This is a genomic window from Mucilaginibacter sp. 21P (assembly GCF_019331605.1).
GTDB classification, from domain to species: Bacteria; Bacteroidota; Bacteroidia; order Sphingobacteriales; family Sphingobacteriaceae; genus Mucilaginibacter; species Mucilaginibacter achroorhodeus.
The window spans coordinates 278,978-291,990 of record NZ_CP063061.1 but is presented as its reverse complement, the minus strand read 5'-3'; the positions used below and the strand labels follow the sequence as shown (position 1 = coordinate 291,990).

At 43.4% G+C, this 13,013-nt stretch carries 11 protein-coding genes; all 11 read left to right on the top strand.

Annotated elements, in window-relative coordinates:
- The first annotated feature begins 83 nt into the window (after positions 1 to 83).
- Complete coding sequence (locus tag INP83_RS01130; protein ID WP_146272258.1) at positions 84 to 1,253, top strand: amidohydrolase family protein; 1,170 nt, start codon at positions 84 to 86, stop codon at positions 1,251 to 1,253.
- A 152-nt stretch (positions 1,254 to 1,405) separates the two neighbouring features.
- The gene (locus tag INP83_RS01125) at positions 1,406 to 1,678 is read left to right on the top strand and encodes an acylphosphatase (protein ID WP_219125984.1); all 273 of its coding nucleotides are present in this window, start codon (positions 1,406 to 1,408) and stop codon (positions 1,676 to 1,678) included.
- A gap of 23 nt (positions 1,679 to 1,701) precedes the next feature.
- Positions 1,702 to 3,186, top strand: a complete 1,485-nt coding sequence (locus tag INP83_RS01120) for a lipopolysaccharide biosynthesis protein (RefSeq protein ID WP_219125983.1) — start codon at positions 1,702 to 1,704, stop codon at positions 3,184 to 3,186.
- Between the two features lie 16 nt (positions 3,187 to 3,202).
- On the top strand, positions 3,203 to 4,918 hold the full coding sequence (locus INP83_RS01115; protein ID WP_219125982.1) for a tetratricopeptide repeat protein: 1,716 nt from the start codon (positions 3,203 to 3,205) through the stop codon (positions 4,916 to 4,918).
- Positions 4,896 to 5,693, top strand: a complete 798-nt coding sequence (locus tag INP83_RS01110; RefSeq protein ID WP_219125981.1) for a DUF4292 domain-containing protein — start codon at positions 4,896 to 4,898, stop codon at positions 5,691 to 5,693. Before INP83_RS01115 ends, INP83_RS01110 begins: the two co-directional genes overlap by 23 nt.
- A gap of 16 nt (positions 5,694 to 5,709) precedes the next feature.
- Complete coding sequence (locus INP83_RS01105) at positions 5,710 to 7,005, top strand: murein hydrolase activator EnvC (RefSeq protein WP_219125980.1); 1,296 nt, start codon at positions 5,710 to 5,712, stop codon at positions 7,003 to 7,005.
- A gap of 62 nt (positions 7,006 to 7,067) precedes the next feature.
- Positions 7,068 to 7,562: a twin-arginine translocase TatA/TatE family subunit gene (locus tag INP83_RS01100; protein ID WP_219125979.1), complete on the top strand. Its 495-nt coding sequence runs from the start codon at positions 7,068 to 7,070 to the stop codon at positions 7,560 to 7,562.
- Positions 7,563 to 7,598: 36 nt separating this feature from the next.
- Positions 7,599 to 7,787 (top strand): twin-arginine translocase TatA/TatE family subunit, encoded by a 189-nt coding sequence (locus INP83_RS01095; RefSeq protein ID WP_146272265.1) that lies wholly within the window; start codon positions 7,599 to 7,601, stop codon positions 7,785 to 7,787.
- Between the two features lie 101 nt (positions 7,788 to 7,888).
- The gene (gene gatA, locus INP83_RS01090) at positions 7,889 to 9,316 is read left to right on the top strand and encodes an Asp-tRNA(Asn)/Glu-tRNA(Gln) amidotransferase subunit GatA (protein ID WP_219125978.1); all 1,428 of its coding nucleotides are present in this window, start codon (positions 7,889 to 7,891) and stop codon (positions 9,314 to 9,316) included.
- A gap of 56 nt (positions 9,317 to 9,372) precedes the next feature.
- On the top strand, positions 9,373 to 10,596 hold the full coding sequence (locus INP83_RS01085) for a lytic transglycosylase domain-containing protein (protein ID WP_219125977.1): 1,224 nt from the start codon (positions 9,373 to 9,375) through the stop codon (positions 10,594 to 10,596).
- Positions 10,597 to 10,704: 108 nt separating this feature from the next.
- Complete coding sequence (locus tag INP83_RS01080; RefSeq protein ID WP_146272268.1) at positions 10,705 to 13,002, top strand: NADP-dependent malic enzyme; 2,298 nt, start codon at positions 10,705 to 10,707, stop codon at positions 13,000 to 13,002.
- Positions 13,003 to 13,013: the final 11 nt, after the last annotated feature.

The following is a 13,013-nucleotide window of genomic DNA, read 5'->3' as shown; positions in this document are numbered from 1 at the left end:
GGATTAAAAACAATAACTTAAAGTTAATTGTAATTCTTAAAAAAATGGTTTTATAGAGACATTGCTGATGCCAAGTTATATTAATGAAAACTTTTAAAGCCGATTACGTTTTCCCCGTAAGTGCCGATCCGATAAAGAATGGGGTTGTTACTGTGGATGATTATGGGAAAGTCATCTCAGTTAACAACGAAGAAACTGCAGACCCCAATGTTCCTTTTGAAACACTTAGCGGGGTTATCGTACCTGGTTTCATTAACACACACTGCCACACTGAACTTTCGCACCTCAAAGATAAAATTGCTCCCGGCAATGGGCTTATCTCCTTTATAAAGGAAATATTAGCAACCAGAGCTGCCGACCCACAAGCCATTGCTGACGGCGCCAAAGCTGCCGACCAGGAAATGTATGATAATGGCATAGTTGCAGTTGGAGATATTTCAAACACTGCAGATACGGTAGAGATGAAGGCCGCCAGCAAAATGTATTACCATACTTTTGTTGAGATACTGGGCTTTATACCGGAAAGGGCCGAACAGGTTTTTAATAGCGCGCTTGAAACGGCAGAAAAGTTTAAACCACACCCGTCATCGGTTACAGCACATGCGCCATATACGGTATCAAAAGAGCTGTTTAAGCTGATTAAAAGGTATAGTGATGCGAACGAGAATCTTTTAAGTATTCATAACCAGGAGTGCGAGGACGAGAATAAATTTTATCGCTACAAATTAGGGGGCTTTATAGATCTTTACAAGCACCTGAACATTAATATAGATTTCTTTAAGCCCCAGGCACGCAACTCGTTGCAAAGCGTAATACCCCTGCTTACCAATAAGCAGAATATTCTGATGGTGCATAATACCTGTACCAATCTTAAAGATATTTACTTTATAAAACGTTTCGATCGCAGGATAAACTGGTGCTTTTGTCCTAACGCCAACCTGTATATAGAAAAACGCCTGCCGAAGGTGGAGCTATTTGTCAATCAAGACCTTAACATTACTTTGGGTACTGATAGCCTTGCATCAAATACTAAGCTTTGCATCCTGAGCGAAATGCGCACGCTACAGCAAAATTTTCCTTCTCTGAGCCTGGAGTTGCTTTTACAATGGGCCACTATCAATGGTGCAGCGTTTTTAGGGATCGATAATACCAAGGGCACTATTGAGGCCGGCAAAACACCCGGGCTTAACCTGCTTACAGGTCTTGACGGTTTTAAGATAACCGACGATACCAAAGTGAAGCGGTTGGTTTAATTCAATTTGAAGATCCGTCGATTTGAAAATGGATTTCTGTTTTCAAATAATTACTGATTAATTTGACGATTATCGATTTAGATCATGACTGTGGATTTCTATGGTCAGGGTAATTTTCAAATCTTCAAATTTTAAATCCTCCAATCGAATACATGAAACACTTGGATATTACCGTTACGGGCAAAGTGCAGGGCGTGTTTTTCCGAAAATCAACCAAAGCAGTTGCCGACCAGTTAGGTGTGCGTGGCTTTGTACGTAACGAGGCCAACGGCGATGTTTTTATAGCTGCTGAAGCTGATGATGCAATCCTTGATATGTTTATGGATTGGTGTAACGACGGCCCCGAGGATGCCAAAGTGACATCCGTAACAACCAATGAGGGCGAAGTAAAAAACTATCGTAATTTTGAGGTAGTTAAAAAGTAATCTCAAACCACAGCAATCAGAATTTGTCAACCGCTAAAAAATTTGCCGGCCAAACGGCTATATACGGTACTACCACAGTGGTACAGCGTTTACTAAGCTCTTTGCTTACACCACTGTATACCCGCGCTTATGACCCTAAGGTTTATAGCGTATTTAGTACCCTTTACAGCTATGCGGCAGTACTGCAAGCCTTGCTGGCTTTTGGCATGGAAACAACTTTTTTCCGTTACCTTAACAAGCACCCCGATCAAAAAAGGCAGGTTTACAATAATAGCTTCTGGGTTGTTTTTTTAGTTACAATATTCTTTCTGCTATTTGCTGTTCCGTTTATACATACCATCGCAGGGTTCATAAAAATTGGTGAAAGAACTTCGCAAGCCGAGTTTGAACGATATATCAAATACTTCTTATGCATCCTGGTAGTAGACGCCTGGTGCGCTATTCCGTTTGCAAAACTCCGCGCCGACGGCAGGCCACTTAAATATGGTGTTGCCAAGCTTGTTAACATTTTTGTAATGGTGGGGCTTAATCTCATATTTATTTGGGTGCTGCCATATATTGTTAATCACAATATTGCCGGTGCCGAGTGGATAAAAACATGGTTTGTGAAAGGGTGGGTTGGATATGTTTTTATATCAAACCTGGTAGCAAGTATTGTTACGCTGTTATTACTGCTGCCAGAGCTGCTCAAATTGCAATTGAGCTTTGATAAGGTGATGTTTAAAAACATGTTTGCCTACAGCTGGCCTGTAATGATAGCTGGGTTATCTTACATCGTGAACGAAAATTTTGACAAGATACTTTTAGGCAAATTATTACCTGCCAACATCAGCGAACAGGAAGTTGGTATTTACTCGGCCTGCGCGCGCATCTCGGTTTTCCTTAGTTTGTTCAACCAGGCCTTTCGGATGGGGGCCGAGCCATTCTTTTTTAGCCATGCTAAGAATAAAAATGCAGGCTACACCTACGCCAAAATAATGGACTATTTTGTGATAACCATGTGCGTGATGTTCCTTGGAGTGGTTGCAAATATTCAGATCCTCAAACATTATGTAAATAACCCGGCCTATTGGGTAGGTTTAGGGGTTGTGCCGCCGCTTTTGTTGGGTTATGTTAGCCTGGGCATTTATACCAACCTTTCTATATGGTACAAACTGTCAGACCAAACACGTTATGGGCTTTATATTTCCGGTATCGGCGCAGTGTTAACCATCGTTCTGAACGTTATTTTTATACCCATATATAGTTACATGGCATCAGCGTGGATCTCGCTGGCTGCTTACGCAAGTATGATGATAATGTCATACATATGGGGGCAAAAGAATTATCCTATACCATATAATTTAAAGAAGAACGTCGCTTATATCGTTATTTCAATAGTGCTGGTTTATCTTTCGTTCAGCGTATTTCACCGCAATATATTTATAGGTAACGGGTTATTATTATTGTTTGGCTTGGGCACTTTATATGCCGAGCGCAACCAATTAAAAGCTATATTGAAACGGTAACAATCGTACGTAACAAATGAAGTTTGCAGCATTACTAACATTGGCCACGGCGTTTGCCGGCAGCTGCCTTGCTCAAAATAACAAGGCTGCGGTGTCCCGGCCTATGAGCCAGGCGGATAGTGGTATGGTGAAACAACTTTTTTTCACAGCGCTGCGCGAGAAAACCATCGACAATAAGAAACAAGCTTACGACCTTTTTAACCGCGTTTTACAGATAGACCCGGCTAACGATGCCAGCATGTTTGAGCTGGCCAACCTGGAGCAATTACAAAACAACAACGCCGCTGCAGAAAGTTTATTAGAACGCGCCGTTACAGTAAACAAAGATAACGAATGGTATTGGCTGGCACTGGCAGGCCTTTATGAGAAAAATAATGAGCTGGCCAAGTTAGAGAATGCGCTTACTGAGCTCATAAGGCTCAATCCGGACAGGTCTGAATATTACTACGGCAAAGCCAATGCCTTTTACCTGGAAAAAAGGTATGATGAAGCGCTTAAGTTATACGATAAGGTTCAGGAGCTTTCTGGGCAAAGTGATGAACTGGCACTAAGCAGGCAAAAGATCTATCTGCGCCAGGGCGATGTTAAAAAAGCTGCCTCCGCTTTAGACCAGCTGATAGCTTCTAACCCAACGCAGGTGAGGTATTACCTGGCGCAGGCAGAGATCTACAGCTCCAATAGTCAGCCGGACAAGGCTATTGAACTCTTACAGAAAGCAAAAAAAATTGACCCTGATAATGGTTTGGTGCACCTTGCCCTTGCTGATATTTACCGTGAGCAGAACAAGCCCGAAGCCAGTTACGATGAATTGGAACTGGCTTTTGCCAACCCGGATGTTGACATAGATCAAAAGTTGCGAATCGTAATGGGTTACGTTCCCAAATTTCCGGAGCCTAACGCTCAGGCCAGCGCACTGCAGTTGAGTAAGGTGATGGTTATGGCCCATCCATCTGATGTTAAGGCTTACGCCATCTATGGTGATATGCTTTTGCAAAACCGCAAACTTACCGAGGCAAAAGAAGCTTACAAAAAAGCAATAGCGCTTGATCCTAAAGCATACAACATACAGGAGCAGTTAGTGCGCATCCAGCTTTCGCAAGGCGATTTTGATGACGCAATAAAGGATGGCGAAAACTCATTATCTATGTTCCCTAACCAGGCTTGGATGAATTACATGGTTGGTGAAGCCTGGCAGCAGAAAAAGAACTACATAAAGGCCATCAGCTATCTAAAAAATGCTACCATGCTTGAGGCAGAGGATAAAAGCCTGCTAACGCAAAGTTATTCTGCCTTAGGCGATGCTTACCATGCTATGGGTGATATCAAAAATTCAGATACGGCCTATGAAAAAGCTTTGAGCATAGACCCGGATAACGCCTACACGCTGAACAATTATGCCTATTATTTGTCGTTAAGGAACGAGCAGTTAGACAAGGCAGCGCAGATGTCTAAGCGTAGTAATGAACTGATACCTAACACGGCATCTTTTGAAGATACCTACGCCTGGATATTATTTAAACAGAAAAACTATACCGGGGCTAAACTTTGGATAGAAAAGTCTATCAAAAATGATAAAGGTGCCAGTGCTACTAAAGTGGAGCACTATGGCGATATATTATTTTTTACAGGTGATGTTAACGGTGCCGTTGAAAACTGGAAAAAAGCTAAACAGCTTGGTACTAACTCGCCTTTGTTACAAAGAAAGATAGATGAGAAAAAATATTCTGAATAGTTTAGCCATTATCTGCAGCATTGCAGTGTTATCGGCATGTAAATCAAAAAAATTAACGCAAGTTGCACGGCCTGCCACTGCCGATTCTTCAGCAGCGGTGAAATCTAACTCGGTACGGGAAAAAATTTCGGCCATCCGCTCAAAGCAGGTAAGTTTTAATACGTTCACAGGCAAAGCCAAAACCAAATTGGATATCAATGGTAAGGGAAATGATGTTACGCTGAACATCCGTATTAACCGCGATCAAAAAATATGGATCTCCATAACCGCTATTGCGGGCATTGAAGTAGCGCGTGCACAGATAACCCCTGATAGTATACAGGTGATAAACCGCTTGCAAAGTGTGTATCTTAAAAAGCCTTTCAGCTACATTTACCAGTTTGCCGGCAGGCAGGTAAATTTTAAAACCGTGCAGGCATTGCTGGTAGGTAATGCCATACCCGAAACCTTGAACGAACAGGCAGATATTACCGCAGAAAGTAACAATACTGTTATCAATGGCACGCTGCAAAGCGTTGTTTACAAGCTCTTATTAGGTGCCGATCTTAAAGTTACGCAAACCAATCTTACTAACCAGGCGGCCCGCCAAACTTTGCAAGTTACTAACAATGTGTTTATACAGGAGAACGGTCGCATTATTCCATCACAAATAGATATTCAGTCAACCGCTGGCGATAAGCAGATCAAGGCTAATCTTAAATACAATACAGTAGAGTTTGATAAGCCGCTCGAATATCCGTTTAGTATCCCAAAAAGTTACGAACCTGCTAATTAAATTATATTTTTGGTGGATGAAATTTTTTAAAGCTGTACTTTTTCTGATCTGCGTGCTTGGTTTAAGCAGCGCGTTTGCGCAAAGCAGCGCCGAACTTAAACGCCGCCGCGAAAAGTTGAATGACGAATTAGACCAACTTAACCGTGAGTATCAGGAAACTGCCAGCAACAAAAAAGTATCATTAAAGCAACTGAATATTTTAAAAGCGCAAATAAACCTGCGTGAAGAAAAGATAGCGAACATCAATTCTGAGGTAAGAAATTTAGATAACGAGATCTCTCAGAGCAATAATACCGTACGTAGTTTACAAAGCCAGTTAGACCAGCTAAAGAAAGAGTATGCCGGCATGGTGCTTTTTGCTTACCGTAATCAAAGCGCGTACAATAAACTGATGTTCATATTTGCAGCAAAAGATTTTAACCAGGCCTATCGCAGGCTTAAATACCTGCAGCAGTTTGGTACATATCGCGAACGCCAGGCTGGCTACATTCAGGGCACCCAGCGGGATCTGCACGTCAAGATCAATGAGCTTGACCGGGATAAAAAGGAAAAGAATAACTTGCTGGCTAACCAGGAAAAGGAGAAAGATGAGTTAGGTAAGGCTAAAAATACGCAGGTAAAAGTAATTAGCGATATATCGAAGCAGCAGGGTGCTATAAAACAGCAACAGCGTGATGTACGCAAACGTATTGCACAGACTAACCGTGCCATTACCAATGCCATTGCCCGTGAGATCGAGATCGCAAGGCGCGAGGCAGAGGAAAAAGCCCGCGCGGAAGCACGTGCTGCAGCGGCAAGGGCCAAAGCAGAAAATCGTGAACCGGCTGCTCCGTCAAAAACCGCCATTACCAAATCGTCAACCAATAGCCAGGTGCTGAACGCTACGCCGGAAGCAGCAAGGTTATCAAATGACTTTTTGGGCAACCGGGGCCGCCTGCCATGGCCTGTAGCCAACGGACAGTTGCTGCATGGTTTTGGTACTTATACGGATGCCGATGGTATACGCAGCGAAAGCAGCGGTTATGAGATACGTACTGCCGCCAATGCACCGGTAAGGGCTGTATTTGAAGGTGAAGTAAGAGCTATACAGGATGTTGCCGGTGCGTACACGGTAATTTTAAGACATGGTGAGTATTTTACATCTTATTCAAACCTCAGGTCGGTATCAGTAAGCGTTGGCCAGAAGGTTTCAACTAAGCAAACTTTGGGTACCGCAGCTACCGATCCGTCGACCGGAGATCCTACTGTATCATTTACCTTAAGTAAGAGCAGAGATTTTCAAAATCCTAAATCTTGGCTTGCCGATAATTAGTTTTAAATTACCGCGTTAAGCTTATACTACTATTGTATATTTGTAAACTTTAATTACAGAAAATGTTAAGTTTTGTTCCCTTGTTTTTAAATATCGGTACCCCTGAAATGATATTGATATTATTTGTGGCACTGATGCTTTTTGGTGGTAATAAACTGCCTGAGCTTGCACGCGGTTTGGGTAAAGGTATCCGCGAGTTTAAAGATGCATCTGAGGACGTTAAGCGCGAAATAAATAACCAGATCAATAATTACGAAGACAAAAAGACGGTTGAAAAACCGGCAATAACGGCTGAAGAGGAAAACAATACGGCGGCTAATTATAAACCATACGAGCCTGTTGAGGGCGCTATATCAGCATACACCGGGCACTCGGCCACAGATGCTATTGAAGAACATACGGAGGAACACAAAATCGAAGGATCAACCCCGGCTACTGATGCTACCTTTGAGAACGAGACCGAAATTAAACCGGTTGCAGAAGCAAAACCTGCAAGCCACATCAACTTAACTAAACCTGAAGAAGTAGCTGCTGAAAAGAAAACTACTGAAGAGTAATACATAGAAAAATATTAATTAATTAAACTTAAAATCATGGGTGGATTAGGCGCACCAGAAATCATTCTGATCATTATTGCGATATTGATCTTGTTCGGCGGTAAAAAAATACCTGAACTAATGCGAGGCTTAGGTAAAGGTGTTAAAGAATTTAAAGACGCACAGAACGGCGAAAGCACAAGTACTACAACTACAACAAATAACGAAGAAAAACCTAAGGTTTAATCCTGCCGTTGCTATTGATAAAAGGCGGCAAAACCGCCATTACTGAACTTATCTGTTGAAAATTTTAACCTTCAACAGATAAGTTTTTCTATTTTAGGCCCATGGCTAAAAAGTATCACTCTTACAGTGACATTAAGAGCGGGTTACAAAGCGGAGACGTTACCGTTGAGCAGTTGGTTAAGCAGTACCTTCAGCAAATAAATACAAATACCCATCTAAACGTATTCAATGAAGTTTTTGGTGACGAAGCACTTGCCCAGGCAAAGGCACTTGATGTACGTTTAAAAAATAATGAACCGGTTGGCAAGCTTGCGGGTATGGTTATCGGTATTAAAGATAACATTTGCTATAAAGATCACAAGGTTACTGCATCTTCTAAGATATTAGAGAATTTTACTTCCATATATTCCGCAACTATTGTAGAGCGTTTACTGGCAGAGGATGCCATTATCATAGGCCGTTGCAACTGCGATGAGTTTGCCATGGGGGCATCAAATGAGAACTCGTACTTTGGCCCGGTCAAAAACTTTGCCGATGAAACACGTGTGGGTGGCGGCTCGTCTGGTGGTTCTGCAGTTGCTGTTCAGGCAGGTATGTGCCACGCTGCCATAGGTACCGATACAGGCGGCTCCGTTAGGCAGCCTGCTTCATTCTGTGGGGTGATAGGCTTAAAACCTACTTACGGCCGCATATCAAGGCATGGTATTATCAGCTATGCTTCGTCGTTTGACCAGGTTGGGCCCATCACGCAATCAGTAGAAGATGCTGCATTACTGTTAGAGGTAATGGCCGGACCCGATGAATATGATGCCACCCTTGCCAACCAACCAGTATCTACCGCGCATGAACTAAAGCCTGACGCACATCAAAAGCGCATAGCCTACCTGCAAGAAGCTTTAACAAGTCCTGGTGTTGATGCTGATGTAAAAGGTACACTTTCAACTTACATAGATAAGCTACGTGCTGATGGGCACATCGTAAAACCGATTTCTTTTGAATTGCTCGATTACCTGGTACCTACGTACTATATCTTAGCAATGGCCGAGGCTTCATCAAACCTGGCTCGTTATGATGGTGTGCATTACGGTTACCGTAGTCCCAATGCTACAGATCTGGTTTCTACTTATAAAAAATCGCGCTCTGAAGGGTTTGGTAAAGAAGTTAAACGTCGTATTATGTTAGGCACTTTTGTGCTTAGCGCAGGCTATTATGATGCTTATTACGCAAAAGCCCAAAAGGTTAGGCGCCTGATACAGGACAAGACCAACGAAATATTGAACGACTTTGATTTTATACTCACACCTACCGCACCCGAGCCTGCGTTTGCTTTAGGGTTAAAGGAGAAAGACCCTGTAGTTACCTATCTCTATGATATATTTACAGTGCAGGCCTCGCTGGCCGGATTGCCCGCAATATCTTTACCGGCAGGTAATAACGGTAAAGGTTTGCCGTTAGGTTTACAATTGCTTACCAAAAAATTTGGCGAAACTGAACTGTTAAATTTTTCGGAATATTTCTTAAAGCTATAGCCGATTAATATATTAGTAAATAATTCTCGGGCGACTTTCTGAGGATACCCTAAAATATGAAGAAACTGCTTACTTTTTTTGCCTGCGTTTTAATGGCGCATGCAGTTAAAGCCCAGGCTGCCATGCAGCAGGATACAAATGTTACCGCGCCTGAGTTGCAAGCACCGGTATCTATATACAACAACGTCATTTTTAAACGCCGGTTAGATTCTATCCAAAAAGAAGTACCGCTTGATTATAATGGTTACGTACAGGCCTATATCGATCTCTATAGCAAACGCAGAGATGAAATGGGTAAAATGATTGGTTTATCCAGGTATTACTTCCCGATATACGAAAAGGCATTTGCTGATGCAGGCATACCTGACGAGATCAAATATCTTTCAATAGTAGAGTCTGCCCTTAACCCTAACGCCATATCTAAAGTTGGTGCTGCGGGGCCTTGGCAGTTTATGTCAGAAACGGCAAAGATGTACGGTTTAGCCATGACGGAGTACGTTGATGAGCGCCGCGACCCGGTACAGGCCAGCAATGCAGCCGCCGCTTACCTTAAGGATGCCTATATGCAGTTTGGCGACTGGCTGCTGGCTATAGCATCATATAATTGCGGCAAAAGCAATGTGCAGCATGCATTAGAACGTACCGGCGCACATGACTACTGGTCAATCCGCGATCAATTGCCTCCGGAGACCCGCGGATATGTTCCCGCTTTCATCGCAGTTAATTATGTGATGAAATATCACAAGTATCATTACATAACACCGCAAAGCGCAGGTTTGGCCATTATTACAGATACGGTAATGACAAGCAAATTTGTTGCGCTTAGTCGCGTGGCGCAAGCGCTTGGCATGCCTCTAAAAGACCTTGCAGCCCTAAATCCAGCTTACCGCCAGCAGATAGTTAACGGCTCTGCCACCAATTTACGCAGGATAGTTGTCCCCAAGCTTGATAAACAACAAAGTGACATTTTGCATACTGCAATCAATGATATAACTGCGCCTGTACGCCCGTTAAGGCCTATGCAATATGCAGCCATCAATCCACCGCCTGATTTGCCTGCAAGGCCGTATATGGCTAACGCTGCACAACAAGCATACGTGGTAAATGGTGCCGCTATTACGCCAACCATACATGTTACCAAAAAGGGGGAAACCTTATCTACCATAGCAAGCATGTTTAACGTAAAGGTTGAGCAATTGATGCAGTGGAACAAGCAGTTAGGGGGCAATGCAAACTTACCACTGCTGCCCGGATTAACGGTGAACATCGGCAACGGCTGATAGAACCTGCATACCTGCGTTTAATTTAAAGTGCCTTAACCTTAGCCTTTTTGTTGGCTCTTCAGAAAAAGTAATTGTAATTTTGGGGGCTTCAACAAAAGAAAGAACATGAACAAACCAAATCGTAAGCAGGATGCCCTTAACTACCATGCTAAAGGCCGCCCCGGTAAAATACAGGTAGTTCCTACAAAGCCTACAAATTCTCAACGCGATCTTACGCTGGCCTATTCTCCGGGCGTTGCAGAACCCTGCCGCGAAATTGCCAACAATGTTGACGATGTATATAAATATACTGCCAAAGGTAACCTGGTTGCGGTAATAAGTAATGGTACTGCGGTGCTTGGCCTAGGCAACATAGGCCCGGAAGCCAGTAAGCCGGTAATGGAGGGTAAAGGCCTGCTGTTTAAAATATATGCCGATATTGACGTGTTTGACCTTGAGGTGAATGCTAAATCGGTAGATGATTTTGTGAACATTGTTAAAGCGCTTGAGCCAACCTTTGGCGGCGTTAACCTCGAAGATATATCAGCCCCAACTTGTTTTGAGATAGAGCGCAGGCTAAAGGCCGAGATGAATATCCCGGTAATGCATGACGACCAGCATGGTACTGCCATTATATCAGGCGCAGCCCTGATGAATGCCTGTGAGATACAAGGCAAAAAGCTGGATAAGATAAAATTAGTAGTGAACGGTGCCGGTGCTGCAGCGGTTTCATGTACCAAAATGTACCTGTCTTTAGGTGTTAAGAAAGAAAACCTGGTGATGTTTGACATCAATGGTTTGATAACCCCAGAGCGTACCGACCTGGATGATATAAGACTGGAGTTTGCCACTAATCGTAAAGATATCACTACCCTTGCGGAGGCCATGAAAGGTGCCGACGTGTTTATCGGCTTATCTGCCGGTAATGTGGTAACTGCTGATATGCTGGTGAGCATGGCTAAAAACCCCATAGTTTTTGCAATGGCTAACCCCGAACCGGAGATAAACTATGATGTAGCAACGGCTGCCCGTAAGGACATCATCATGGCTACCGGCCGTTCAGATTTCCCTAATCAGGTGAATAATGTGTTGGGCTTCCCATACATCTTCCGTGGTGCTTTAGACGTACGTGCTACTGCAATCAATGAGGAGATGAAGATCGCCGCTGTTAAAGCTATTGCAGAGATGGCTAAAAAACCGGTACCGGAAGCCGTTAACCTGGCCTACAACATCACCAACCTTAAATTCGGCAAAGATTATATTATTCCTAAACCGATGGATCAGCGTTTGATCACGGAGGTATCATCAGCGGTAGCAAAAGCAGCCATTGAATCAGGTGTTGCTCGCAAGATCATTACCGATTGGGATGCTTACAACGAGGAATTGATATCCCGCCTGGGCAGCAATAATAAACTGCTGCGCGATATGACCAACCAGGCTAAACAGGATCCTAAACGTGTGGTATTTGCCGAGGCTGATAATTACAAGATATTACGTGCGGCGCAAATAGTAAAAGAAGAAAAGATCGCTACGCCTATATTGTTGGGTAATGAAGAACGTATTCGCCAGATCATGCGCGAAACCGAGCTTGACCTCGGCGACGTAGAGATCATCGACCCTAAAAAACATACTGCCCGTTCTGAAGAGTACATGAATTTTCTGTTCAAAAAACGCCAGCGCCGTGGTGTTACTTCATTCGAGGCCAAAAAAATGATCACCGACCGTAACTACTACGGTGCTTGTATGGTGCAGTTTGGCGAGGCCGACGCATTGATTTCGGGTTTAACCAAGAACTATGCCTCAACCGTTAAACCTGCCTTACAGATCATCGGTATTGAGGAAGGGATCAGCCGCGTAGCAGGCATGTACCTGATGATTACGCCAAAAGGTCCATTTTTTTTCGGAGATACTACAGTTAATATAAACCCTACGGCCCAAGAACTCGTAGACATAACCGTGTTGATAGAGAAATCGGTTAGGCAGTTGAATATCCAACCCCGCGTTGCGATATTATCATATTCAAATTTTGGCTCAAACGATGGCGAATTGCCGGAAAAAACACGCGCGGCAGTTAAGATATTACATGATAAATACCCGGATATGGTAGTAGATGGTGAGATGCAGGCAAACTTTGCGCTTAATCCGGCGCTGCTTGCCGATAACTTTCCATTCTCAACGCTTAACGGAAAGCCGGCAAATACGCTTATCTTCCCCACACTGGAATCAGGCAATATTGCCTACAAACTGATGCAGGAGATTGGTGGTGCCGAAGCAGTTGGCCCTATCCTGTTGGGTTTGAAGAAACCCGTTCACGTATTGCAGTTAGGTAGCTCGGTACGCGAAATTGTAAACATGGTTACCATCGCCGTTATAGATGCGCAAATAAAATGTGCCGCAATGGAAGCCAAAACAAAAAAGAAATAATCTGAATAAAC